Here is a 24,518-nt window from a genome sequence, read left to right as displayed (position 1 = left end):
CCAGTGGCGTTTGGAGCCTCGGGCGCGCCCAAACGCTTGGCCGGAGGACGAGGGGTCATGTGGCGCGCCGGAGCAGTCGTGCTGGAGCCAGTCGGATCGGATCGCGTGGGGCGAAGGACCTATGCCAAAGGAAAGGCTGCTGAACTTGGCTACCGGGGAATACGGTGCCATTGAGGGTGTGGAACAGGTCATTCATGGCGACCTACTCGGCGACGTCAGCGAAGAAGTACGGGCCTCGTACTTCGCCGCCGGCGACGATCATCTGGACACCAACCTGTAGCCCGGAGCCGATCTCATCGGCAGCGACATCAGGTTCTGCCGGCTGTGCGGGGCGGACCTGAGGGGGACCTGACTCATTGCCGCCGATCTGCGCGACAGTGACTTATCGGGTGCGGATCTGCTCGGTGCAGACTTGCGGGATGCCCGGCTTGACGGCGCTGATCTCTCGAAGGCCCTCTACCTGACACAGCCTCAGCTAAACGCCGCGAAAGGGAGCCGCGCGACTCTTCTCCCCTCCGGCTTGGCAATGACCCCGTACTGGAATTGAGGATGAGCGCTCACCGCGGGGCCGGGAACGACGGCGCGGCACCTCCCAAGGAAGGTGCCGCGCGGATTTCGTCTGCGGACGCGAACCTAGTGTGCGCTCGTGAAGAGCAAGCCCTTCGGGTGGATCGAGGACAGACCCGCGACCGGTGTGAGCGATCCGGTCGAGAGGTCCAGCGCCGCGAGGTAGTCCGGGGCGGCATCCGGCGTCACGGTCGAGAGTGCCTGGCCGGCCGCGAACGGGCCGGTGACGGAGAGCACCGTGTTGTGGTCGGGATCGGTGATCCACAGGGTTTGCCGAGACGTCGTCGCGAAGGCGGTGTCGTCGACCTGCTGGCTGAGGTTGAGCACCTGCAGCGACTGCTGCGGGGTCCCGGCGCGGTCGGCGAAGATCAACTGCTGGTCGCCCTGTGAGGCAAGCGCGAACTGGTTCTTGAAGCGGGGGCTGTCGGCCGGGACCACTGTCGCCGAGTCAGGGTCGGTCAGGGCAAGGGCCGTGGTCCCTGTCGAGCCGGAGTTGGCGACGGTTGCGGTGGCGTTGTCCGTGAAGACCGGGGCCAGGGCGGCTGTCGAGCCGCTCAGCGTCGCCTGGTAGACGGCCGGCCCGGTGGTGTCGGACGGGTTCGAGGCGGTGATGAAGATCTTGCCCTGGTAGATCGTAGCCGTGTCCGTGCCGCCCCCGTGCGTCAGTCCGGTGTAGGCGAAGTCCTTCACGGCGGCAGCGCCGCCGGACGGTGTCACGGTGTGGAAAGCGGAGTTGCCGTCCTCGTTCGTTGTCACCAGCAGCCTTTGGCCTGCCTCGTCAGCGTGCAGCCCGTCGATCTTGCCCGTAATCGTCCAGGACCCGCCCGGGGTTCCGTCGAGGGAGTATTGCTGGATCGTGCTCGCGGTTGCACCGCTCGTGGAGGGTTCGCCCATCGGGCCGACGCCGTTCTGGAAGGCCACATAGATGTTGTTGCCAAGGCGCGTGATGTCATCTGGCTTGCTCTCGCCGCCGACAGCAGCGAAGGACTTGACCGTGTAGGGAGACGCAGGGGCGGCGTTGGCCGGGACGGCGGTGCAGCTCAGGAGGACTGCGGCCGAGAGTACAGCGCCGAACATGAAGGGCTTGCGGGAAGGTCTGATGTCCATGGTTAAGTTCCTCAGTGTCATAGTCGATTCCCCATCGGGGCCATCATCCGGTCACCGCATGGATGCGAGGTAACGCTGGGATGAACGGAGGACGGCCACCCGCTTGGAGACGCTCCCGGAACGCCAGACCATAACGGGCTCAAATACCTAGCTCGTGGCGCTGCTCGCCGCTGCGGTGTCCGGAGGCATGGCCATCGCCTCGCCCAAGCCACGAAGGTAACCGGCGAACCCGTGGAGCGCCCGGCCGTGCAGGCGACTGGAGGTGATGACCCGGAGGGTGTCCGTCGCGACTACGGCGCTGCCGGATCGCCGGAGGCGCGCCGCCAGGATCCGGTCCTCGTGGAGGCGCACGGGCTCAAACCCGCCCACTCCGAGGTAGTGCGAAGCCCGGACGCCGAAGTTCGCGCCGAACACATGGGGGTGGTCCTCGGCGAAGCGATGCCTGCGTGCCCACGCGTTGAGCAGGCTCTTGTCCAGCTCGCCAGGGTCCGGCTCAACGGTGCCCAGCACGGCGTCAGCCCCGGACTCGGCGAAGTCCACTTGGCCGCAGAGCCAATGCGGTGGAACCACGGAGTCGGCATCGGTATTTGCCAGCCAGATCTGTTCAGGGGCTGTGGTCGTGGCGGCGAGGGCGGCCCGGATGCCGGCCGCCCTGCTGGCCCCGGCGCTGTGCAGGCGAACGTCGACGAGGCTGAGGCACCCTTCGGAGCCTGCGGCGTCGACGGCGGCATCTCCCGTGCCGTCGTCGCACGCGTCCAACACCACCACGACGCCGATGCCCACGCCGGGGCGCAGCGCGCGCAACTCGGCGGCGGCGCGGCATATGGCGCGGATCGCCGGGGCGATGCGCTCGGCCTCGTTGCGGGCGGGGACCACGACGGCGACATGGGCGATGCTGCCATCGACTGGCCCACCGTGTGCGGACGGGATTCCAGGGATGGGGCGGTTGCCGCCCTCAATGCTAGGCGCGGGCATCGGCGCTTCCGGCCGCGGCCGCGATGAACGTCTCAAGGATGAAGGCCTTCTCCCGGTACACCGCGGCGGAAGGCCAGGGCAGCCGCCCCCGCGCGGCCGCATGGACGCTGTCTCCATCCAGTGACCAGCCAGAAATCGGATGGCGCCAATGGCACATCACCAATGTCCCGCCCGGCAGGAGCGAATCCACCGATTTGTCGAGCACGGCGTCCAACTCGGCGCGGCTCAAGTAATACCCCACCTCTGAGATGACGATGAGGTCGAACCGGCCATCGGGCCACTGGGTGGGCACCGTCATGTGCGCCGTCGTTGCCCCTGGGTTATCGGCAAGCCGGGCATCCGCCGAGGCGAGGGCCTGGCTGCTCGCATCCACGCAGAGGAGTTGCTCGCAGCGCTGGGCGAGTTCGGCGCTCAGCACTCCAGAGGAGCAGCCCAGTTCGAGTCCCCGGGCGTAGCGCGGATCGGGCAGCGCCGCCATGGTCAAGTCGCGTTTTCGCTTCTCGTACCAGCTGCTCGAATAATCCCAGGGGTCGCTGGATGCAAGGTGAACGGCGTCGAAAACGCGCTCCGCGTCGGCCGCTGTGTTCCCGCCTGAAGGAGGAGTCCATGCAAAGGTCTCCCACGTCCGGCGGAAATGGTCGACGAAACGCTCCTGCAGGAGTGCTTCGTCACCAGGCCGTCCTGAGAGAGGTTCCATCTGTGAGCGGTGGGCCTGCAAGGCCGCGGACTTGGCTTCCCGGCCGCGCGCCGTCAGTTCCGACCGCACCCAGCTGCGCCATCGCGCGTCAGCTACATTGGCCCAAAGCCAGTACCAGATCGGGTATTCGAGGAGCCCGTGACCCTCCGCTTCGGCGAGTTCCGCGGCAACGGAGCCGACGACGTCATGATCGGGGTGGCCGTCCCCCCGCAAAGGCGCCACCAGCACGACGTCGGAGGGCAGGCTCCCGCCAGCGTCCCGGACGGCAGCCCGCAAGGCGTCGCGGATCGCCGGGCGGTGACGTCCGAGCTGGCCGTCGGGGAGCCGCAGGTTCGTCCAACGGGCGCCCACACCCAACGCGGCCATCGCGTTTTCGAACTCCCGTACCCTGAGCCTTGCCAGCTCGCCAGGGGTGGTGGTCGGAGAGTGCGGGTGCGAGGCCTCGCCCGCGCTGCACAGCACAACTCTGACAGCGGCCCCCAAGTCCACCAGCCGGGTGATAAGGCCACCGGCACCGAGAGTTTCGTCGTCGGGATGGGCAGCAAGCACGACGACGCTTCGGCCGGCCAGTTCGGCATCGTCCAGTGGGAGCTCAGGCAGCAGATCCACCCCCGCCCTCAGCCACTCGTCCTCAGCCGTGCCTGCATCGGCATGTGCAAAAGTCACCATGTGTTTGCGCCCTTCAAGACCAGTGATCCGAGTTGGGCGTCGTCGCGCTGGCCGTGATGTTGCCGGACGTAGAGGCGAAGATCGGAAACCCGCTTGGCATGTCGCTCATCCCGGGCCAGCGGGGCCGGGCCCAGGTTCTCACCGACGGTGTCCTGGATTCTTTCCACAATCTCAGCCACGTTGCCCCTGATCCGCAAGGCGTGCGCCCACGCATCGTTGCTGTCTTCGCGATCGCCTAAGGTGCCGCCGTCAATCCTGGCCGCCGCGCTGCGGAGCAGCTCGAATCCGGATGCGAGCAAACGGTCCGCTTCGCCAAGGCCGGAAAGCGCGATCTGGTCCGGTTCCCGGCGTGCGAGGGCGTCCTTGAACGTGCGGACGAGGCCGACGGCGCCGCCCAGCCAGCAAGCGGCGACGCCGATGCCTCCCCAGGCGAAACCGGGTCGATCGAAATACCAGCCCGGCTCGCCGACCGGGACCGCAGGGACGTCAGCGAAATGCACCGTGCCACTGGGAATTTCGCGGAGGCCGTGGCTAATCCAGAGCGGTTCTTCGACTTTCACTCCCGGGGAGCGCAAGTCCACGGCGAATGCCTGGCGACTGCCCGATTGCGTCTGCGCAGTGACGATTGCATGGTCGAGATCGCCGGCCAGGGAGCACCAGGGCTTCGAGCCGGACAGCGTCACGCCGGACCCCGCCGATGTGGATTGCCCGGCATCCCGCGCCTCAAGAACATGCCCCGGCCCCTCGGCGGCGAACACACCCCATGTGCCGTCGAAAAGGGCCTCCTGCCCCGCTTGCTTCAGAATGGCGCCGGCGTCCAGGTGTGGTTCGAAGACGCGCGCAGCAGCAACGTCGACTGCGGCCAGCGACGCCAGGATCTCCCACAGCCGTGCCGTCTCGCCTTCGCCGGGATCCGGCATCGTCCGTGCTGTCATCTCGGCCAGTGCCAGCAACGCGGGGACGTCGCCTACCCGTTCATCTGCCTGCGACAACAGTCGCTCGACGTCCTCAGGCAGTGGAGCTTTCCCCAGCCGCACGCCTTTGCTCGTCTTGTCATAGCCCGGGCGGTGCATGTTCATCTCTTCCTCCGCATCACCTAGACCAAACCATTTCCTGCGGTTAATAGTAAGCAGGCTTATTACCAACCGGCCAACAAGCGCCCCCCGACTCCAGCGAATTAATCAGCATACTGACTAATCTGGGATTGAAGGTGCCGGAAACCCCGGCTCCGCCGGACCTTGGGAGGCATGATGAGTGCGCGCGACGAAATCAGCAAGGCAGCGGAGAGCGCCATGGACCTCGCCCGATCGTCAGAACCAAACGACGACGGGCATGTACCCCACCCCGGAAGGCCTGGCGAGCCCATCAAAGGGAACTCCTCGGTCAGCGAGGCCACCAACGCCACAGCAGCCGCACGCGAAGCCGCGGGCGCTGGTGGCTCGTCAGTCGATGCACCCTCATCTGGCCTTCGTGAAGGCAACTCACAGACCTCTGCCGAGAGTCTGGATTCAACTGATGCTGGCCGGAGCCCCGGGGCGGAAGGTGCCTCTGCAGAAGCTGCCAGGAGCCGGGTTCCAGGGCCTGCCGGCCTTCCGGAGCCTGACCCCCAGGACGGGACGTCCGAGGCCCTCGAATCCGACGAGGATCCTTCTGTCGGCATGGGCAGGGGCTGAGGAAGCCAGAATGCCATCCCCATCGATCCCGCTGGGCATCTGAGAACCGCGGGTCAACTCGCCGTACCGAAATTCAGACCGTAACCAGCACGTCGAAAGGCCACCTGCACGGCGAAAGGCCCGTGCACCAGCACAGGCCAACCCGCGATTCCCTTGCGTGATCGGGGCTTAGACGCTTCGGCCGCGGTTGACGAAGAACATGATCACAGCGACCACAAGCACGATCGGAGCGATCCAGAGCAGGAAGCCGACAGCCTTGACCGTGCCGCCGATGATGAACAAAACGATCGCGATAACGGCCAGGATCCAAAGCAACGCGCTCATTACCATTACCTCCCAAATTGTGTTCTCGAACAGCCCCGGGTCGGCGGCTGGCCCTAATCTACTCCGCGCGGAACAGCGTTTCCAGTGGTACTGGCCGGTACCGGATGAGCCGTTGCGTCCGACGATTCGCGGAAGTCGTCAATGGCGGCCGCCGCAAGCTCCTGGTCCCGAACCCCAGTCCTGTGCCACGGTCAGACTCCATCTTCCCTTTCCCGGTTCTCCCTGCTCATCCTGACCTAGGCCGAGCGGCGTTCCGTGTAGCGTTCGCGGGTCCTGCCCGGTTCCAACAAGCCCTTGCGTTCGTAGAGGCGCAGGTTCTGCTGACCCGTCCCCACCAGTTCGGCGGCGACGGAAATCGCATACACGCCCCTCCCCCGGTCCTCGGCCTGCCCCATCGGGTACCTCCAAAATCCTTCAAAAATCAGGCTTGCCCTGATCCATTCATGGTGCTATAAGAAATATATACCAGCCACCATAGATCGGCTGGGTTGACAACAAAAACTTCGATCCGCAAGGAGTGACACACCATGCTGATGCGAACGGATCCGTTCCGTGAACTCGACCGGCTGGCCGAGCAGGTGCTCGGCACCACGGCACGGCCGGCGGCGATGCCGATGGACGCCTGGCGCGAAGGCGAGGACTTCGTTGTCGCCTTCGATCTGCCCGGAGTCAACGTGGACTCGGTGGACATCGACGTCGAACGCAACGTCCTGACTGTCAAGGCCGAACGCCCGGACCCCGTCGGCGAGGGCACCGAAATGATTGCCTCCGAACGTCCCCGCGGCGTCTTCAGCCGCCAGCTCATCCTCGGCGACGCGCTGGACACGAACGGTGTCAAAGCAAGCTACGACGCCGGAGTCCTGACCCTGCGCATCCCGGTGGCGGAGAAAGCAAAGCCGCGCCGCATCGAAATCGAAACCGCCGGAAAACAGCGCCAGGAAATCAGCGCCTGACCCTCGGCGCAGCCTCCCGGACCGGGAGCACCCCATCGGCCCACCACACGCAAAGGGCGGTCGAGTTCACAGACCACGCCACAGCGCAGCCAGCGCACGGATGAGGCCCCGAGGATGACTCCCGCAACGATGGTCCCCGGCCGAACAGGCCGGGGACCATCCCCCCGCCCACCTGAACCAAGCACCTACGATGAGGAACAACGGCCCGAATCCCTACGACATCCTGCATATCGACCCGACCGCCACGGCGCGTGAGGTGACCCGCGCCTACCGCACGCTCGTGCGCGGCCGGCACCCGGACACCCGGCCTGCCCGTGTGGCTCGTGATCCCGGTCCGGCGGAACCGGAATTGCAGGAGGAGCTCCAGGAGCTGCAGGACATCATGGCTGCCTATGCCATCCTCGGCAACCGGGAAAAGCGGGCGACCTACGACCGGGAACACCGGCAGCCAACTACGGACACGAAGCGGCAGCGGCCGGACGAAGCCTCCGTGTGGACCTCAGAGCAGCTACTACCCGCCGCCTCGCTGCTGATTGGACCGGTTATCCGGGAGCCGCCCGGCGGACGGTCCCCGGGATCGCCGGGCTGGCAATGTTTAAATCTCCCAAACGGTTACACGCTGATCCTGCGGATAGGGCGCTGAGCGCCCAAAGCCACCCACGCAATCACTAGGAGCCTCCATGAGTACCTGAGCTCATTCGACAATCAATTGATGCACGCGTTCTGCGAACGCTTCGAACAGCGCTGGGGCAAAGGAACAGCGCCAAGGAGTTCACCCAAGGAACCCAGCACTGAATACCGTACCCGGACTGGCCGGAAGCTTCCTGCCATAGTCCGGGCCCTGATGGACAATACCCGGATGAGAAATCAATGACCCGGAGCGCACCATGACCCCTCCACAGATCAGCCAGTTCCTCGAGGATTGCATCATCAAAGATGACACGAACGATTCAGGACTCAACGCCGACGCGTTCTATGGGCTCTACGTCAGCTGGTGCTCCCTTAACCGCAAAGTCCCCCTCCCCGATCACGCCTTCCGCACGGCCCTCCGGATCGCGGGCCTCCAGACGGAAAAGAACGGGAAAGGCAAGAAGGGCGTTTTCCAAGGCTTGCGTATGACAGGGCCGGCAGCAGTGGACTACATCCTCAACAGCAGCGACTAAACCCGGACACCATGGCGCCCACGGCATGGCAAGTAGGGCAGTACGGCGGACTGAACGCGCCCGCCGCAGCGGGCCGGCCGGGCTGCGCTGAACGGTCCGCCGACCTACTGAGCGCCGTACCTGGGAAATGAAGCGCGCCAATGCCCGGTGTCACCCTGTGCCGGGCATTGGCGCAGCTACCGCCGAGAGCGTCTTCCAGGAAATCGCCCTCGCGCCGATCGTAAACCGCCGAAACGGCCCGGCGATTGAGTAACGGCTACTTGTTTCTACCGTGAAGGTCCCGGCTTGTACTCCGTCCGGTGTTCCACGCGGCCTCCGCAATAAGGTCTGGCGTTCCTTTCAGTAAGTATACTTACAATATTGTGCTGCACCCTGGGGCAGCACGGTCAAGGACCGTCCACCCGCGAATGCTTTACCCGGAATCTCCTCATGGCCCGGGGCCGGAGCAGCCAAAGGAAGGTTGCCACTCATGAATGACCAACCGAAAAGCGCCAAAGACGTCGGGGTCCTGTTCGATGTGGACGGAACCCTCGTTGATTCCACCTATTTCCACACAATGGCGTGGTGGCAGGCCTTCCGGCAACAGGGGCTGGACGTGCCGATGGCATCAATCCACCGTCACATCGGCATGGGTGGAGACAAACTGCTTGAGCGGCTACTCCCCGCGGACTCCGATCGGGATATCCGCGCTACGGTCGAGCGCGCTCACGGCTCGATATTCTCGACCTTTTGGCCCGCTATCCGCCCTTTCGAATCGGCAAGGACACTCCTGCAAGGGTGCGTGGAATCAGGGTTGGCCGTGGCGTTGGCTTCCTCGGCAAACGAGCGGGATCTTCAGGTGCTCCGAGGCATTCTCGACGCCGAACCCTGGATCGATTGTGCGACAAGTTCGGCCGACGCCGCCGAGAGCAAACCCTCCCCCGACATTCTTCTGGCCGCACTTGAGAAGCTGCATCTAAAGGCCGCAGATGTGGTATTCGTCGGCGATTCCGTCTGGGATGTCAAGGCTGCCGCCCGGCTCGGCATCGAAACGATCGGCCTCACATGCGGCGGAATCAGTGCAGCCGAGCTTTTTGAAGCGGGAGCGGTCGAAGTCTATTCGGGACCAAGAGCGCTCCTCCATCGACTGGACGCCAGTTCCATTGGAAAACTTGCCCGCCGGATTGATGGTGCGGAATCCCGCGGAACCGCACCAGGGGCACCTACGGACAACACGTCGGGATAGTCGCCGCAAAAGCATCCCCATCCTCGGCCAGGAAATGCCCCGCAAAGCGCGGCCAAGCCGTTCCCCGGCGCAGTTCGCGGACCTTTCCCGCCGGATTCATGGACAAGGGGTTACGCTCGGAAGGTAAGCATGCTTACTATCTTAACTGCCAGTATTTCTGGTTCTTGATCCGCAGCCGACCTTCTTGGAAAGAGAGCGAAGATGACAGAGAACCAATGGGACGGGAATGACACGCCCCCGCCGGCCACCGAGCGACCAGCGGATGCGCAAGTTCACCCGCCGCAGACCCAGAACCGCGGCATGCCGACGACGGAAACCATCAAGGACGAAGCAGGGAACGTGGCCGAGCAGGCCGGGGACTCTGCGATGAACGTCGTCGAAACCGCGAAATCCGAAGTTGCGAACGTTGCCTCTGAAGTGAATTCAAGCGCAAGGGATCTGTTGGAGCAGGCCAGGCTGGACCTCACGGACCAGGCCGGAAGGCAACAGCAAAAAGTCGCGGCAGGCCTTCGATCCATCTCGGAGGAACTGCATTCCATGGCCACCGCTTCGGAACAACCCGGCGTCGCAACGGATTTGGTGCGGCAAGCCGCCCAACGGTCTTCGTCCGTGGCGACCTGGCTGGAAGACCGGGATCCGGGCTCCCTCCTGGACGAAGTGAAGACCTTCGCGCGACAGCGTCCCGGCGCGTTCCTCCTTCTGGCCGCCGGAGCAGGCGTCCTGGCCGGCCGCCTGAGCCGCGGACTGAGTGCCGGCGCTGAGCGCACTCCGCAAAGAACGGCCCCCGGGCGGGCAGCCGTCCAGCCGAACCGCAGCGGGGACCGGTCTTTCGTCCCCGGGCCAGGGATGACAGTGCCCCCTCCTCCGGTCCAGCTCCCTGGACCCGCCACGACGACCGCTGGATACCCGAACCCCGGCACCGGCCCGGGGGATGGGACCTTTGCGCCTGCAGGCGATCCCGGAACCCTGCCTCAACCCGCGCCGGTCACCGAGCCGGAAGCCGATCCGTGGCCTGACGGCGGGACAGCCGAGGATCCATTCATCCGTGACCGTTCGCACCGTCTTGGTTCTCCTGCTCCCCTGGCAGGAAACGACGCAGCCGACGGCGGGAGCGGGCCCGGCGTCGAGCCCACCAGCGGTGAGTCGCGATGACCGAGAGCCACATCCCGCCGACGCCCGCGCAGGCCAAAGCGGAATCGACATCGCTGGGAGACCTTCTGGGCGAGGTCACGCGGGACATTTCCACGCTGATGCGCCAGGAAGTGGAGCTGGCCAAAGCTGAACTGAAGCAGTCCACGGCGCAGGCAGGCAAAGGTGCCGGAATGCTGGCAGGCGCCGGCCTTGCCGGACATTTTGTCCTCCTCTTCCTTTCCCTCGCCCTTTGGTACGCACTAGGCGAGCTGATGGGCCTGGGCTGGTCCGCCGTCGTCGTGGCTGTCCTCTGGGCGATCGTGGCCGCTGTACTGGCGTCGATAGGCCGAAAGGAACTCAAAGCCGTCAAAGGCATGCCCCAGACAGCCGCAACAGTCCAGGAAATCCCAGAAACACTCAAACCACGCGAGGAGCAACGATGAGTGAAAACCCGGATGATATCCGTTCCGAGATAGAGGAAACCCGCCGGCGCCTTGGCACCAACGTTGACGCAGTGGCAGATAAAGTGACGCCATCTCACGTAGTCCGACGCCAAACCGAAAAAGTCAAAGACGCCGTCTTCGGCGTGAAGGAGAACGTCACGGGTGCTGCGGATGGGGTGGCAGATGGCGGGCGATCAGCGATCGACGACGCCGGTGCGGCCATAGGCGACGTGCCGCACCGCCTGGCCGGCAAGACCCAAGGCAGCCCGTTGGCGGCCGGGTTGATAGCCTTCGGCGCCGGGCTGCTGGTGGCTTCCCTGATCCCGGCAAGCGATAAGGAAAAGGAGGCAGCTGCGGCCCTGAAGGAAGCGGCCGAACCCCTGACCACCGAACTTTCCGCGGCGGCTCAGGACGTGGCCCGGGATCTCCAGGAGCCGGCCCAGGAAGCGCTGGACAACGTGAAGTCCGCGGCCACTGAGGCAGTCGAAAACGTCAAGGAAGAATCCCAGACCGCCGTTTCCGACGTAACGGACAGCACCACAGCGGCCAGGGACAGGATCCATCCGGCCTGATCCACACGGATCCACCACACGGAGGCGTGCTGTCAGGCCAATGCGGCATACAGGACAGTACGCCTCCAGCCCGCTCTGGAATGAGGGACATCCATGACGACGAACAGCCCCGCCGAAAGCAGCAAGGCCAAGGCAGCAACAGCCCCGGATGCCGATGATGCCCGAAAACCGGACAGGCCCACGGACATCGCCAAGCCAACCTGGACCTACATAACCAAGAGGACCTTCCGGGAGTTCGCCAAGGACCAGTGCCCGGACGCCGCCGCGGGGCTGACCTACTACGCGGTGCTTTCCCTTTTCCCTGCATTGCTTGCGCTCGTCTCCCTTCTTGGTATTTTCGGGCAGGCAGGCAAGAGCACCTCCGCGCTCCTGGACCTTCTCCAAGGCATCGCCCCGGGATCCACCATCGACACCATCCGCCAGCCCATTGAAGAGCTCACGACCTCGACGTCGGCCGGCTTCGCCCTGGTACTCGGTCTCGCCGCTGCGCTGTGGTCGGCGTCCGGATATGTGGGAGCCTTCAGCAGGGCCATGAACCGCGTCTACGAAGTGGACGAAGGGCGCGGGTTCATCAAACTCCGCGCAACCATGCTCGGCGTCACTGTGTTTGCGGTGATGCTCGTGGCCCTGATCGCCGGCATGCTCGTGCTCAGCGGACCCGTGGCCGACGCCGTGGGGAGGGCAGTCAACCTTGGCGGAGACCTCCTGACGGTCTGGAGCTTCGCAAAATGGCCCGTCGTCGTCCTGCTGGTGGTCTTGATCATCGCGGTCTTGTACTACGTCACCCCTAACGTGAAGCAGCCGCGGTTCCGTTGGATGAGCATCGGCTCCTTCATCGCTTTGCTGGCATTCATCCTTGCATCGCTCGGCTTTGGCTTCTACGTGGCCAACTTCAGCAACTACAACAAGACCTACGGGGCAATAGGGGGTGTCATCGTGATGCTCCTGTGGTTATGGATATTGAACATGTCCCTCCTGTTCGGCGCAGAGTTCGACGCCGAAATGGAACGCGGGCGGGAACTGCAGGCAGGAATCGACGCCGAAGAAGCCATCCAGCTCCCGCCTCGCGGAACGAAGCGCAACGGGAAACTTGAGAAACGGGAAGAAGAAGATGTGGTCGACGGCGAAAGGCTTAGCGCGCGACACACCCGGAACGCGGATTGACCCGGACCCGGAACGCGGATTGACCCGGACCCGGCAGCAGTGATCAGGGTCCGGATCGACGGATGAGCACCAAACGCCAGGCTAATGGACCAGTCCGCCGTTGGCGCCGGCTTTGAGGATGGCTCGGCCTCCGACCTGCGTCCAGCTCCTGACTGAAGGAGGAGCGCCTGGGCAACCTCACGTGGATCATCGTCATGCTGGTCCCGTCACTGAGCGGTCGGGAACGGGCTCAATTCGATTCCGGTGGGTGGCGACCTTGGAACCCTAAAAGTCAAAAGGGCCCCTGAACTGCGTTTCCGCAGCTCAGGGGCCCTTTTCGGGTAGGGCTACTCGGACTTGAACCAAGGCGCGGGGCGAATCGCCGTGGCTGGGTGGCCGTGCCAAGGTCGAATCGATCACTTGGCCGCGGTCTCAGCCCATCGTCATGCCACCTGTCCCCGTCGTCCCCATGAACCAGGAACACAATCGGCACTTCCGCCGACGACCAATCCGCGGACACGACGGAGACACCGATGACCACGACGCCAGACCACAGAAGTGCGGCGGACACTGCCGACGAACAATGGCTGACCCCGAAAGACATCTGCACCCATTTGCAAATTCCTGAGCAGACGTTCTACCAGTGGCGGGTGAAGCACGTCGGCCCCCGTGCCTACCGAATCGGCCGCCATCTGTGGATCAGCCGGAGTGAATGCAATTCGTGGTTATCCTTGCGCATGGAAGATTAGGCGCTTTACCAGCGGCTTTTGTCGTTCTGATGCTCGATCATCGCTGGGCGGGTCCTCCGCGCAACCAGGGCGCTGCGCGCCGCTCGCAATCCAAAACTTCCTTCGGCGCTCCGCTCATTTCCTCCCGAAGTTTTGGATTGTTCCCGGTCCCCCAAGTTGCGCTCCTGCCCCTTATGCCCAGCGGTAGATCCTTTGTCACAACGACGCAGAAATCTGACCGGGACGATGTAGCCCGTTCAAGGAAACCGCGTTGAACTATCCGGTGTTCCGGATAATTCCCGATGGTCCATGAGGCCCCGGGCTACGGCTCGCGGGGCTTTACCCGGGTTGTTGGAAGAGTCGTGCGAGCCCGGTTTCCGAATCCGAGAGGGCGAGCACGACGTCACCGGCATGCAGTGTGGTTTCGCCGCGGACTTGGATGAGCTGGCCGTCTCGTCGGATCATGCTGATCCACCCTGATTCGCCCAGGGCCATCTCCGCAATGGTCGAGCCATCCGCCGGGGATCCGGGCTCGACGACGTGGCGGTGCAGTCCGTGCGGTTCGTCGGTGAACCGCAGGCCAATGCCCCAGGGTTCCGGGTCGATGCGGCGCATCGGCACGTGCAGGAGTGCGGCTAGGTAGGGCACGAGTGTGCCTTGAACGATGACCGAGGTCAGGACGACGATGAAGATAATGGAGTAGATGCGTGACGCATCGGGCGGTCCGGCGCTGAGGATGAACATGCCCAGCAGGATCGGGACGGCTCCTTTGAGGCCGGCGAGCAGGATGAAGGCGCGTTCGCCGCGGCGCAGCCGGATGGGTATTGTGAGCAATCCGACAAGGGCGGGGCGGATGATGAGGATGAGCAGGCCGGCAAGGGCCAGCCCGGTCCCCAGCTCGCCGGAGCGGAGGACCTCCAGGAGCGGGACGCTGAGCCCCAGAACTGTGAACGCGACGATTTCGGCCAGGCTGGCGATGCCGGCGCTGAAGCGTTCGATGTCGCGTTTGTGAGGGGCGCGTTGGTCGCCGATGATGATTCCTGCCAGAAACACTGCCAAGAACCCTGAACCGTGGAGCAAGGTCGTTGCGGCATAGATGAAGGCAACAGCCGCCATCGTTCCCACCGAGTGCAGGGCTTCGTTCGGCAGGGCAACCTTGCGCATCAGCGCCAATAAGCCATGTCCGGCCAAGAAACCGATGAGAGCACCGACGGCCATTTGGAGCATGAAGTCCGCTGTGCCGACGGCCACGGCGTCAAGCCCGCCACCTGTGGCGCCGAGCAGGCTGATCATCAAGGCGATGCCGACCGGGTCGTTCGCCCCCGATTCACCCTCCAAGATGGTGCCTGTGCGGCCGGTGATTTCCCGGCCGCCCAGGACGGAGAACACGACGGCGGGATCTGTCGGGGACAGGGCCGCACCGATGAGCAGGGCCGCGCCCCAACCGAATCCAAAAAACGCATGAGCGGCCAGTGCCAGGGCGGCTGCCGTTGCCGCGGTTCCGGCGATCCCGATCCACGCTATGGCCCCGGCTGATTGACGGAACCGGTGCCAGCCGATGTGCATGCCGCCATCGAAGAGGATGAATACCAAGGCAACGGTGACGATTCGTTCATCCACAGTCACCGGGATGTGTTCGAGCCCGGGTACAACATCGGAGGCCAGGGACGCGGCCAAGAGAAACAAGGCCGGCGCGGGTACACGGAGCCGGGCGCTGAGGCGATGGGTCAACACGGCGGCAAGCAGAGCGCCCGCGACCAAGAGCATGATGAGGGAAAACGGCTCGAGGTCGATCACGTGTTGAATGCTACGCCGCGAACGGGCACCGGGAACTGAAGCCGGTGTCAGAAGCCAGAGCTTGACCTGTCAAGAATCGCTGCCACGCTCCGTCGACCGAGGCCCGACCTGGCCTGCCGCGATGAGGGCATCAGCCCTTCCCGTTTCCGTTGCCGGGTTTCGACGGGGCTGTCGGGGCCTGGGGCGCCCTCGGCTGCGGTGCCTGGCTCGGGGTCCCTCCGGTGGCCTGGTCGCTGCTGCGGGTCTGTGCCGCGGAGCCGCCGATGAGGCTCTGCGGCGGGGCGTCGAAGTCGCCGTGGTCGTAGAGACCGACGACCTGCTGCATGTACTGCGCCCACTGTGGTCCGGCGATGTAGGCCCCGTCGACCACGGGGTAGTATCTGCCGTTGACCGTGATGTCGCGTCCGAGCCGGGAGGGACCGCCGTTGAAGGGGTCTCCGAAGAAGGACGCCGTTGCCAGGCCTTTGGTGTAGCCAAGAACCCAGGTCTGGTTGTTGTACTGGTTGGTGCCGGTCTTGGCGGCGTCCGGGACGCCGAGCTTCTGCGGGATGAGCAGGCCGGAGCCCTTGGTGAGGACGTCCTCGAGGACATTGGTGGTCGCCTTGGCGACATCCGGTTTCAGGGCGTTCGGCTGGCACGCCGATGCCTGCCCGCCGATTCTCTTGCCCGAGGCGTCGTCGACTTCGGCGATCGAGATGGGTGCGCAGTACGTGCCGTCCGCGGCGAAGGTAGCGAAGGCGTTGGCCATCGTCAGGGGGGCGACGTTCTGGCTGCCCAGGATATTACCCAGGGTCGAGAGGTCGATCTTCTTGTCGTTCCCGTCGCCCAGGTGCAGGCCGATGGCGTCGGCCGCCCGCTGGACGTCGCAGAAGTCGTTCAGGCCGGCCAGGGACGCGAACGTCGCGGTGTTGATTGAGTTGTAGATGCCCTGCCGGACGGTCATGGGCCGGTACCAGCCGGGTTCGTCGTTCTGCAGGTCCGTGGAGGGTGGAAGAGTGCTGTCGAACCAGCCATGGACGGCCCCGCATGTCGTCTTCCACGGGTAGTTGACGCCGTAGCGACGCCTTGACGCGTCGACAATCTGGTTCGTTGTTTTGCCTTCGCCGAGCCAGGCCGCGAGGGTCACCGGCTTCATGGTCGAGCCGGGCTGCATGCCGCCCACGCCGCCCAGGTCGTTGCCGTTGGCGTCCGCGCGGTCGACGTTGAAGTTGTAGGTCGAGACGAAGCTTGTGCCCTGGCCGGCGAGCGTACGGGAGTTCTGTGCCATGGCGAGGACCTTGCCTGTGCCGGGCTGGACCGTCACGAGGGAGGCGCCCCATTTGTCCGGGTTCGTCCCGGTCGTGGCGTCGACCTGGGCCTGGGCGGGTCCTTGGAGGCGCGGGTCCAGGGTGGTCTTGATGGTCAGGCCGCCGCGCATGATCTTCTGGATCCGGTCCTCCTGTGTCGCGCCATAGGCCGGGTCGTTCTGGATCTGGTGGAGGACGTAATCGCAGAAGTACTGGGCCTGGACGGCGTAGGCGCAGCCCTGCTTGGGCGGGTTGACCTTCAGCTGGATCGGGGTGTTGACGGCGTCGTCGTGCTGCCGCTGGTTGATGTAGCCGTGCTGGAGCATCGCATCGAGCACCAGGTCCCGCCGCGTTTTGGACGCCACCGGGTGCTGGGTGGGGTCGAACAGCGAGGGTCCGTTGACCAGGCCGGCGAGCAGGGCCGCCTGGGGCACCGTAAGGTCCTTGGCGTCAACGGAGAAGAAGTACTGGCTGGCGGCCTGGATGCCGTAGGCGTTGGCGTTGAAGCCGACGATGTTGAGGTAGCCGGCGAGGATCTGGTCCTTCGTGAACTGCTTCTCGAGGCCGATGGCGAGCTTCATCTCCCGGAGCTTGTCGTTGATGGTCTTCTGGCCGTTGAGCACCACCTGGGCGTCCTTGCCCTGGGCGATGAGGTTCTCGTTGAGCACGTTGGTCACGTACTGCTGGGTCAACGTGGAGGCGCCCTGCCGGGCCCCGCCGCTGTTCGTCACGAGGGCGCGCAGGATGCCGGTCGGGTCGATGCCGCCGTGCTGGTAGAAGCGGTAATCCTCGATCGCGACGATGGCGTTCTTGATGTTCGGGGACATCTGCTCGAGGGGAACCTGGGTGCGGTTCTCGTTGAACAGCGTCGCGATCTGGGATCCGTCTGCTGCGAGTACCCTCGTCACCTGCCCGGCAGGTGCCACAGTCAGCTCACTGGGCAGCCCGTTGAAGAACTGGGCCGAGCCGCTCGCTGTGATCCCGGCCACCGCTGCGGCGGGGACCATCAGGCCGGCCACGAGCATCCCGCAGACGGCGCTCACGCCGAGGAAGAGCAGGATCCGGCCGAGCGTTGTTCCCGTGTCCAGGAGCGGGTTCCTGCCGGAAGTCACAGCGGCCGGCGCAGGGCTCCGGGCCGGATCGGACCCAGCACCGTGCGGAAGCATGCCTCGTTCACGGGGCCAAGGCCGAATTCGTATCCGATTGAACATATCTTCCTCAGGTTCTCTGGCGATGGATCGGGTTGGTTGTCGGGCGTCGTGCCCCGCGTCTCTCAAGTGCCCGGGTGGTGAGCATTGCCCGCAAATCGCACACGTGGGCGGGGTGCGGGCTGGGTCGGTTCCGCGCCGTCATGCGGGCTCTGAGGGTCAGCTGCCTGTAGTCAGCGGTTCAGAGGAGTCCGGCGCGGAATCCCCAGGCACGGCCGTCGAGCGTCTGCGCCGGAACAGCAGGACGAACGCGACGGCGCCCGCCAGGAAGATGAGGCCGGCAACCCAGGTGTTCACCCGGAGCCCGAGGATCAGGTTGGCATAGTCGGAGCGCATCAGTTCAAAAGCGAAGCGCCCCGCCGTGTAGCCGGCGACATACAGGGAGAACACGCTTCCCGCCCCGAGGGTGAAGCGCCGGTCCACATACAAAAGAAGAAGCCCGACGACGACGCACCACAGGGACTCGTAGAGGAACGTGGGCTGGAAATAGCCCAGGACCACCGGCGCGCCCGAGGGATCGGTCACCGCCGAGCCAGTTGCAGCATCCATCTGATGGATCTGGAGTTTCCACGGCAGAGCGGTCGGATCCCCGTAGAGCTCGTTGTTGAACCAGTTACCCCACCGGCCCAGGGCCTGGGCAAAAACCACACCTGGCGCCACTGCGTCCAGGAACGCCACCAAAGACACCTTCGCCCTGCGGCAGCCGATCCATGCCCCCACGACGCCCAAGGCCACGGCGCCCCAGATCCCCAGGCCTCCGTCCCAGATAGCAAAGGCATTCCACGGATTCTTTCCCGGAAGGAAGTAGAGCTCGGGATCGGTGATGACGTGGTAGAGCCTGCCCCCGATGATCCCTGCGGGCACCGCCCAGAGGCAAATGTCCAGGACCTGCCCGGGCGCACCGCCGCGGGCGGTCCAACGCCGGGACGTCAGCCAGACGGCCAGCACGATCCCGGCCAGGATGCACAGCGCGTAGAAGTGGATGGTCAGGGGGCCTAGGTGAAAGGCGCTGACGGTCGGCGAGGGGAAGAAGGAATCAGAGGCAGTCATGGAGATTCGGGATCCTGTTCGGGAAGTTAGGGCAAAAACAGTGTTGCTCGGCAACCTTGAGGTCAGCCGGGTTCCGAATGGTCCTCCCGAGCCGGAAGAGCCTTGGGGCGGGCGCGCCGTCCCAGAAACGACAGTATGGCTGCCGCGGCACCGAGCACCGCGAAGAGCGCCACCGCGATCCGGAAACCGAGTCCGGGGACCGCCGGGGCTCCGGCACTGTTGCCCAGGGCGTTGGCGAGGGAGTACGCGACGGCGCCCAGGGCGACGCCCAGGGAGGTTCCGACGCCCCGGGTCATGTTCAAGACGCCGCTGACCATGCCGGCCTGGTGGTCGTGTCCGGCCGCTGCCACGGAGGCGTTGTTGGCTGGGGTGAACAGGCCAAGCCCCAGACCCATGGCCGCGAGGGCGGCTGCCGTGACCCACAGATCATGGGAGGAGAAGACGAGCGCGGCCAGCGCGGCTGCGGCCAGTCCCATGCCTGCGGACGCCGGCAACCGGGCGCCGAATCGGTCCGCCAGCAGACCCGCAACCGGTGCAACGAGTCCCAATGAGACCGGCAGGACCGTCAGCAGCAGTCCGGCCTGGGCCGGGGGAAGGAAATACTCCGATTCCAGATGCAGCGGTGTGACGAACAGGACCCCGAACAGCACGAGATAGCCCAGCAGACCGGTCGCGACGCCCCGGCTGAATGTCCCGGACCTGAACAGCGACAGGTCTACCAAGGGGTGTCTTGCCCGGCGTTCCCGCAGGGCAAAGAGAACGAAAAGAACCAGCGATGCGCCCAGCAGTCCGAGAACAACGGAGTTGCCGAAACCGAGCCTGGCCGCCTCCGACAAAGCCAGGAGCAGGGCCCCGACGGCCGGCATCAGGGCAACCAGCCCCAGCCAGTCCAGCCGGGCACGGGGGGCCTTGAGGTGGGTGCGCGGGAGCAGGAACCAGCCCAACAGCAACCCGATAATCCCTGCGGGGATGTTGACGAAGAACACCCACCGCCACCCACCCAGGCCGATCAGGAGGCCTCCGACCGAAGGGCCCATGGCCAGGCCGATGGCCTGCGCGGCACCCTGGAGGCCGATGGCCTTACCAAGCTTCCCGGCAGGCATGCTCGTCCGGATCAGGGCAACACTGTTGGCCTGCAACATGGCCGCGCCGACCGCCTGGACAGCCCTGGCCACCAGGAGCCAGGTGATGTCGGGGGCAAGCGCGCACCCCAGGGAAGCGAGGGTAAACAGGGCGAACCCATAGGTGTAGAGCAGCTTCCGCCCCACCATGTCCGCCAGTCGGCCGACCGCCGAGATGCTGCCCACCAGCACCAGAAGGTAAATCAGCGCCACCCACTCCACCTGGGCGAGGGTGGCGTTCATGTCAGTCCTGATGGCCGGCACCGCCAGTGTCACGATGCTGGCATCCAGCTGGCCCATGAACGCGCCGATACACACCGTTGCCACGACCAGCCACGGCGCACCGGGTCGTCGCCGGATCCAGTCAGGCCTGGCCGGTTCCCGCCACAGCTTCCCCCAGCCGGTGGGCGGAGCGGAGGAGAAAGGGGCTGTGCCTGAAGAAAGTTGTTCGGTCACAGAACTATTCTATAGGGGGAATACCGGGTTAGGCTAATGGCATGAACACCGTCAATGCGTCCGACCCGGCCACCGACCCGGCGGTCCGTGACTATGCCGGCGCCGATGCCTGGTCGCTGACCGGGGTGATCACGCGTCTGCGGCGGGTCCTGCGCTCCAGCGTGCGGCAGGAGTTCCCCTGGGAATCCCTGCCCATGGCCCAGGTGGAGGTCATGCAACGCCTTGCCGATGAGCCCGGCATGGGGGTCAGTGACCTCGCCGACCGCCAACGGCTGGCGACCAACACCGTCAGCAGCCTGGTCCAGCAAATGGTGACCGCAGGATTCGTGGAACGCACCCCCCGTCCGGGGGACCGCAGGGCCGTGAACCTGATCCTGACGCAGACCGGCACGGAGATACTGGCAGCATGGCAGGCCGCCAACGACCGAAGGCTCGGCCAAGCCTTGGAACGGCTCCCGGAGGCCTACCAGAACGTAATAGAAAACGCCGTCCCTGCCCTGGCCGCCCTCGCGGCGCTGCTGGAAGCCGAGGACCAGACCCGGAACCGGGACCAGGCACGGCAAAGCGGGACACGGCCGTGACGGGCACGCCCCGGCCGCCACGCACCGACAGGTATTGGCCGGTTCTCCTGCTCGACATCACAGCGGTCACTGTTCTTGTCGTCCTCGCCCTGGCACTGCCCGCCGGTCCCTGGTGGTGGAACCTCGCCGCCCTCTGGACCGCCGTCGCCGTACTGCGGGCCCTCAACCAACACCAAAGCCTCGCGCGGGAACACCCCTAGAAACGCGATTATCCGCGGCACAGCACCGTAGGCCGACTCGGCGATAAGACGACTACTTTCCGGGAAGGGTGGATCCGGTCGCGCCGGGACCTGAGAGGATACGCAGGACCGAGGTCTGGTCCAGCCAGCCCCGGAGGATGCCGTCGTCATCAGTTACCGGGGTTCCTGCGCTGGCCGAGGAGTCCAGCAGGGTGTCGAGAACGGATTCAAGGCTCGCGCCGGGCAGGACGGTAGCGGGCATTTCGGCGGCGTCCGAAAGGAGGATCCGCTCCGCGTCCTCGTCGTTGCTGAGGACTTCGGAGAGGGAGTGCACGGTCACTATTCCCTTCAATAATCCTTCCCGGTCCGTGACCGGCAAGGCCAGGTGTCCCTCGGCGAGCAGCCTTCGTGCTCCTTCGGTGACGGCCATGTCCGAAGGCAGCGGCTGCAGCCCGGTGTCCATGATGGCTCCTACGTTCATGCTGCGCAGCAGTTCGGTGCCGGGGTGCCGTTCGAGGTCGATCCCGCGGCGGCGCAGCTTGAGCGTGTAGATGGTGTCCCTGGACAGGGCCTTGGACACTCCGGAGGCGACCACAATGGCCAGCATCAGGGGCAGGATGATCGAATATTCGCCGGTCAGTTCGAACATGATGAGTACCGCCGTGATCGGTGCCCGGGCTGCGCCGGCGAACACGGCACCCATGCCGACCAGGGCGAAGGCCCCCACCTGGCCGTGCAGGGCCGGATCCAGGAAACCGGCAACCTCGCCGAACGCGGCGCCAAGCATGGCTCCGATGAACAAGGACGGGGCGAACACGCCCCCGGATCCGCCGATACCTATGGTCAGGCTGGTAGCGACGATCTTGCCCACGAGCAGGAGCAGCAGAAAACCGACCGCGTAGCTGCCTGCCACCCCGGCCTGGAGGACCGGGTAGCCCACCCCGTACATCTGCGGCAGCACCAGCAGCAGCGACCCCAGCAGCAGACCGCCCGCGACCGGGCGCAGCCACTCCGGGCCGCGCCAGGCCCAGTCGCACAGGTCCTCGATCTTGTACAGGATCCGGGTGAAGCCGATGCCGGTAACGGCCGCCAGCAGGCCCAGCAGGATGAAGAGCGGATACTCGACCCCCGAGGAGACGCTGAAGGCAGGCAATTGGAGGAACGCTTGGTTCCCCAGGAAGGTCCTGCCGATGATCGATGCGGTGACCGAGGCCAGGACCACGGCGCCGAACGCGCCGGCGGCAAAATCGGCCAGCAGCAGCTCCAGGGCGAAGAACACCCCAGCGATGGGGGCGTTGAACGTCGCGGCAATCCCGCCGGCGGCTCCGCAGGCCACCAGGGTCCGGACCCTGGATTCGGGCAGCCTGAGAGTCTGGGCAAGCCAGGACCCCAGGGCCGAACCGATCTGCACGATCGGCCCCTCCCTGCCCACGGATCCTCCGGAACCGATGCAGATCGCCGAAGCCAGCGCCTTGACGACGGCGACCCTGCCCTTGATGCGGCCCCCGTGCTGGCTGACCGCATACATGACCTCCGGGACGCCGTGGCCCCGGGCCTCCGGGGCGAAGCGCTTCACCAGCGGCCCGTACAACAGGCCCCCGGCCGCCGGGGCCAGGACGACGAAGGCGCCTCCCAGCCACGGAACCCACGGATGGGCACTGCCACCCGGAGCGGCCGAGTAGTCGGTGGTGCCGCTAAAGAACAACGTCGCCGCGGTGATCAGCCAGCGGAACCCGACAGCCGCGAACCCGGCCCCGGCACCCACCACGACAGCCATGGCCACCAGCTGGTAGGAGGAGCGCGCCAATGTCCTCCGGAACACAGCCGCCCGGCCGGGCAGGAACCAGCGACTGGAATGAGCGGGCTGCGCGGTCAAGGAAACTCCGATTCATTACGTGACACAACATATGTACTATGACAAGTATGAAGAATACCACCAACGCCGTCGGACCCTCCGGTGATGCACGGACCAGGCACCGGGACGACGCCGCCCTCGAGAGCACGTTGACAGCCTCCCGGGCGCTGCTGGGGGTGATCGCCCGGTCCCTGGCGCCGGTGATGGACACGGTAACGTTGCCCCAGTTCCGGGTCCTGGTGATCCTGTCGAACTTCGGTCCGCTGCGCATGGGTGAACTGGCCCAGCATGTAGGTGCGAAGCAGTCAAGCTTCAGCCGTTTCGCCGACAGGATGGTCGCCGGCGGTCTGATCGCCCGCGCGGCCAGCCCCGACAGCCGGCGCGAGGTGATCATTTCCCTCACCGAGAAAGGCGAAAGGGTCTACGCCGAAGTCACGGATGCGCGCCGGCGCGAGATCTCCTTGGTTCTTCAGGATCTCTCCGGCCCGGATCTGGACGCGGTCCGTGCAGGTTTTGAGGTTTTTGCCCGTGCCGCCGGGGAGCCCTCCGCGGACGAGACCCTCATCCTGGGGATCTAGGGGTGGCGCTGCTGGCCGCCATGCCGGACCCCGGTGCCGGGGATCCGGGAGCAGCGATGACCGGGCCCATGTGGATGCCGGACCCGCCACCCACGCTGGAACGCGTGCTGGCCTGGCACCCCCAGCCCGTCCCCCTTCTGCCGTTGTTCGTCCTGGTCCTGTTGGTCCTTTACGGCCTCGGCGTCTTCATTCTCTTCCGCCGGGGTGTGCGCTGGCCGCCTGCCCGGATCATCTGGTGGCTTCTGGGGACGGCGACCGTACTGCTCGTCACCGCCACCGGGATCGAGGGCTACGGGATGGAGCTGTTCAGCATCCACATGGTCCAGCACATGGTCCTGAACATGCTCGCCCCGGTCTTCCTGGTCCTCGGGGCCCCGGTGACCCTGCTGCTCAGGGCATTGCCGGCAGGGCCGGGGCGGCGCGGCCGTGTCCGCAGGATCGTTCTGCGGGTCCTGCACAGCCGGGGCGCCGCCGTCCTGATGCATCCGGCCGTGACGTTCGCCCTGTTCATCACCAGCCTGTACGGGCTGTATTTCACACCCGTCTTCGACTACCTGATGGGCACCTGGTGGGGGCACAACCTGATGCTCGTCCACTTTTTACTCATCGGATTCCTCTACTTCTGGGGGATCATCGGCGTCGACCCCTCCCCGCGGAAAGCCCGGGGCGGGCTGCGCGCCAAGGCCGGGCCGGTACTGCCCGTGCTCGAACTGGCCGCTACCGCGCCCTTCCACGCCTTTTTCGGGGTTGTGGTCATGATGTCCACGACGCTGCTGGTGAAGTTCTACGCGATGCCGATGCCCGGCTGGCACGTGTCTCCGCTGGCTGACCAGGCCGCCGGCGGCGGCATCGCCTGGGGATTCACCGAACTTCCCACCCTCCTTGTCCTCGGGGTGCTCGTGGTGAAATGGCAGAAATCGGACCAACGCACCACCGGGGCCGCAGAGAGACGTGCGTCCCGTGAAGGCGACACCGAACTTGCCGACTACAACGCCTACCTCCTCTCCCTGGAGACCCGCAACGGGGGCCGGCGCTGA

At 65.5% G+C, this 24,518-nt stretch carries 28 protein-coding genes; 17 read left to right on the top strand and 11 right to left on the bottom strand.

What is annotated here, in order from left to right:
- The first annotated feature begins 121 nt into the window (after nt 1-121).
- Genes OIT41_RS20865 through OIT41_RS20935 form a run of 3 tightly spaced genes read left to right on the top strand, consistent with a single transcriptional unit; the run spans nt 122 to nt 547 of the window.
- Complete coding sequence (locus tag OIT41_RS20865) at nt 122-280, top strand: hypothetical protein (RefSeq protein ID WP_319801845.1); 159 nt, start codon at nt 122-124, stop codon at nt 278-280.
- A 15-nt stretch (nt 281-295) separates the two neighbouring features.
- A complete protein-coding gene (locus OIT41_RS20940; protein WP_413542322.1) occupies nt 296-352 on the top strand; it encodes a hypothetical protein in 57 nt (18 codons plus the stop codon).
- Between the two features lie 3 nt (nt 353-355).
- Nucleotides 356-547: a pentapeptide repeat-containing protein gene (locus OIT41_RS20935; RefSeq protein WP_350309778.1), complete on the top strand. Its 192-nt coding sequence runs from the start codon at nt 356-358 to the stop codon at nt 545-547.
- Between the two features lie 86 nt (nt 548-633).
- Here the strand turns inward: OIT41_RS20935 and OIT41_RS06835 are convergent, their stop codons facing one another.
- The 4 genes from OIT41_RS06835 to OIT41_RS06820 all read right to left on the bottom strand — a co-directional run bounded on the left by OIT41_RS06835 (nt 634) and on the right by OIT41_RS06820 (nt 5,094).
- Nucleotides 634-1,674, bottom strand: coding sequence for a hypothetical protein (locus OIT41_RS06835; RefSeq protein ID WP_241710966.1), 1,041 nt, complete (start codon nt 1,672-1,674; stop codon nt 634-636).
- Between the two features lie 147 nt (nt 1,675-1,821).
- Nucleotides 1,822-2,649: a glycosyltransferase gene (locus OIT41_RS06830; protein ID WP_264637633.1), complete on the bottom strand. Its 828-nt coding sequence runs from the start codon at nt 2,647-2,649 to the stop codon at nt 1,822-1,824.
- Nucleotides 2,636-4,015, bottom strand: a complete 1,380-nt coding sequence (locus OIT41_RS06825) for a bifunctional PIG-L family deacetylase/class I SAM-dependent methyltransferase (protein ID WP_241710970.1) — start codon at nt 4,013-4,015, stop codon at nt 2,636-2,638. The genes OIT41_RS06830 and OIT41_RS06825 overlap by 14 nt, the downstream gene beginning before the upstream one ends.
- Nucleotides 4,009-5,094 (bottom strand): acyl-CoA dehydrogenase family protein, encoded by a 1,086-nt coding sequence (locus OIT41_RS06820; RefSeq protein WP_308196871.1) that lies wholly within the window; start codon nt 5,092-5,094, stop codon nt 4,009-4,011. The genes OIT41_RS06825 and OIT41_RS06820 overlap by 7 nt, the downstream gene beginning before the upstream one ends.
- Nucleotides 5,095-5,265: 171 nt before the next feature.
- Here OIT41_RS06820 and OIT41_RS06815 point away from each other — a divergent pair, with 171 nt between their 5' ends.
- The gene (locus OIT41_RS06815; protein WP_241710973.1) at nt 5,266-5,688 is read left to right on the top strand and encodes a hypothetical protein; all 423 of its coding nucleotides are present in this window, start codon (nt 5,266-5,268) and stop codon (nt 5,686-5,688) included.
- Between the two features lie 168 nt (nt 5,689-5,856).
- On the opposite strand, the gene OIT41_RS06810 is transcribed toward OIT41_RS06815, so the two are convergent.
- Nucleotides 5,857-6,012: a hypothetical protein gene (locus OIT41_RS06810; RefSeq protein WP_171983377.1), complete on the bottom strand. Its 156-nt coding sequence runs from the start codon at nt 6,010-6,012 to the stop codon at nt 5,857-5,859.
- 236 nt (nt 6,013-6,248) lie between these two features.
- Nucleotides 6,249-6,407: a MerR family transcriptional regulator gene (locus tag OIT41_RS06805; RefSeq protein WP_264637632.1), complete on the bottom strand. Its 159-nt coding sequence runs from the start codon at nt 6,405-6,407 to the stop codon at nt 6,249-6,251.
- 132 nt (nt 6,408-6,539) lie between these two features.
- On the opposite strand from OIT41_RS06805, the gene OIT41_RS06800 reads away from it, so the two are divergent.
- The 9 genes from OIT41_RS06800 (at nt 6,540) to OIT41_RS06760 (ending at nt 13,391) form a co-directional block, all read left to right on the top strand.
- Nucleotides 6,540-6,965, top strand: coding sequence for an Hsp20/alpha crystallin family protein (locus OIT41_RS06800; protein ID WP_264637631.1), 426 nt, complete (start codon nt 6,540-6,542; stop codon nt 6,963-6,965).
- Nucleotides 6,966-7,155: 190 nt separating this feature from the next.
- On the top strand, nt 7,156-7,608 hold the full coding sequence (locus tag OIT41_RS06795; RefSeq protein ID WP_264637630.1) for a J domain-containing protein: 453 nt from the start codon (nt 7,156-7,158) through the stop codon (nt 7,606-7,608).
- A 244-nt stretch (nt 7,609-7,852) separates the two neighbouring features.
- A complete protein-coding gene (locus tag OIT41_RS06790) occupies nt 7,853-8,128 on the top strand; it encodes a hypothetical protein (RefSeq protein ID WP_241707848.1) in 276 nt (91 codons plus the stop codon).
- A 469-nt stretch (nt 8,129-8,597) separates the two neighbouring features.
- Nucleotides 8,598-9,353, top strand: a complete 756-nt coding sequence (locus tag OIT41_RS06785; protein WP_264637629.1) for an HAD family hydrolase — start codon at nt 8,598-8,600, stop codon at nt 9,351-9,353.
- 201 nt (nt 9,354-9,554) lie between these two features.
- Entirely contained in the window at nt 9,555-10,505 is a 951-nt protein-coding gene (locus OIT41_RS06780; RefSeq protein WP_264637628.1) for a hypothetical protein, read from the top strand.
- Complete coding sequence (locus tag OIT41_RS06775) at nt 10,502-10,927, top strand: phage holin family protein (protein ID WP_264637627.1); 426 nt, start codon at nt 10,502-10,504, stop codon at nt 10,925-10,927. The genes OIT41_RS06780 and OIT41_RS06775 overlap by 4 nt, the downstream gene beginning before the upstream one ends.
- A complete protein-coding gene (locus OIT41_RS06770) occupies nt 10,924-11,499 on the top strand; it encodes a DUF3618 domain-containing protein (protein ID WP_264637626.1) in 576 nt (191 codons plus the stop codon). The genes OIT41_RS06775 and OIT41_RS06770 overlap by 4 nt, the downstream gene beginning before the upstream one ends.
- Before the next feature lie 93 nt (nt 11,500-11,592).
- A complete protein-coding gene (locus OIT41_RS06765; RefSeq protein WP_264637625.1) occupies nt 11,593-12,663 on the top strand; it encodes a YihY/virulence factor BrkB family protein in 1,071 nt (356 codons plus the stop codon).
- Nucleotides 12,664-13,175: 512 nt separating this feature from the next.
- Complete coding sequence (locus OIT41_RS06760) at nt 13,176-13,391, top strand: helix-turn-helix transcriptional regulator (RefSeq protein ID WP_264637624.1); 216 nt, start codon at nt 13,176-13,178, stop codon at nt 13,389-13,391.
- A gap of 318 nt (nt 13,392-13,709) precedes the next feature.
- Here the strand turns inward: OIT41_RS06760 and OIT41_RS06755 are convergent, their stop codons facing one another.
- The 4 genes from OIT41_RS06755 to OIT41_RS06740 all read right to left on the bottom strand — a co-directional run bounded on the left by OIT41_RS06755 (nt 13,710) and on the right by OIT41_RS06740 (nt 20,288).
- The gene (locus tag OIT41_RS06755; protein WP_264637623.1) at nt 13,710-15,167 is read right to left on the bottom strand and encodes a cation:proton antiporter; all 1,458 of its coding nucleotides are present in this window, start codon (nt 15,165-15,167) and stop codon (nt 13,710-13,712) included.
- A gap of 130 nt (nt 15,168-15,297) precedes the next feature.
- Entirely contained in the window at nt 15,298-17,565 is a 2,268-nt protein-coding gene (locus OIT41_RS06750; RefSeq protein WP_264637622.1) for a transglycosylase domain-containing protein, read from the bottom strand.
- A 255-nt stretch (nt 17,566-17,820) separates the two neighbouring features.
- Nucleotides 17,821-18,711, bottom strand: a complete 891-nt coding sequence (lgt, locus tag OIT41_RS06745; protein ID WP_241707871.1) for a prolipoprotein diacylglyceryl transferase — start codon at nt 18,709-18,711, stop codon at nt 17,821-17,823.
- A gap of 62 nt (nt 18,712-18,773) precedes the next feature.
- Nucleotides 18,774-20,288: a DHA2 family efflux MFS transporter permease subunit gene (locus tag OIT41_RS06740; protein ID WP_264637621.1), complete on the bottom strand. Its 1,515-nt coding sequence runs from the start codon at nt 20,286-20,288 to the stop codon at nt 18,774-18,776.
- Between the two features lie 41 nt (nt 20,289-20,329).
- On the opposite strand from OIT41_RS06740, the gene OIT41_RS06735 reads away from it, so the two are divergent.
- Nucleotides 20,330-20,869 carry a MarR family winged helix-turn-helix transcriptional regulator gene (locus OIT41_RS06735; protein ID WP_241707873.1) on the top strand — a complete coding sequence of 180 codons (540 nt, stop codon included), beginning with the start codon at nt 20,330-20,332 and terminating at the stop codon, nt 20,867-20,869.
- Nucleotides 20,866-21,069 carry a hypothetical protein gene (locus OIT41_RS06730; protein ID WP_241707874.1) on the top strand — a complete coding sequence of 68 codons (204 nt, stop codon included), beginning with the start codon at nt 20,866-20,868 and terminating at the stop codon, nt 21,067-21,069. The genes OIT41_RS06735 and OIT41_RS06730 overlap by 4 nt, the downstream gene beginning before the upstream one ends.
- Nucleotides 21,070-21,121: 52 nt before the next feature.
- Here the strand turns inward: OIT41_RS06730 and OIT41_RS06725 are convergent, their stop codons facing one another.
- Nucleotides 21,122-22,924: a chloride channel protein gene (locus tag OIT41_RS06725; protein WP_241707875.1), complete on the bottom strand. Its 1,803-nt coding sequence runs from the start codon at nt 22,922-22,924 to the stop codon at nt 21,122-21,124.
- Between the two features lie 47 nt (nt 22,925-22,971).
- Between OIT41_RS06725 and OIT41_RS06720 the strand changes: the two genes are divergently transcribed.
- The gene (locus tag OIT41_RS06720; RefSeq protein ID WP_241707876.1) at nt 22,972-23,481 is read left to right on the top strand and encodes a MarR family winged helix-turn-helix transcriptional regulator; all 510 of its coding nucleotides are present in this window, start codon (nt 22,972-22,974) and stop codon (nt 23,479-23,481) included.
- Between the two features lie 2 nt (nt 23,482-23,483).
- A complete protein-coding gene (locus OIT41_RS06715) occupies nt 23,484-24,518 on the top strand; it encodes a cytochrome c oxidase assembly protein (RefSeq protein WP_241707877.1) in 1,035 nt (344 codons plus the stop codon).

The organism is Arthrobacter sp. YA7-1 (assembly GCF_025960325.1).
Taxonomy (GTDB): domain Bacteria; phylum Actinomycetota; class Actinomycetes; order Actinomycetales; family Micrococcaceae; genus Arthrobacter; species Arthrobacter bambusae_A.
This window is presented reverse-complemented; position numbering and strand designations above follow the sequence as displayed.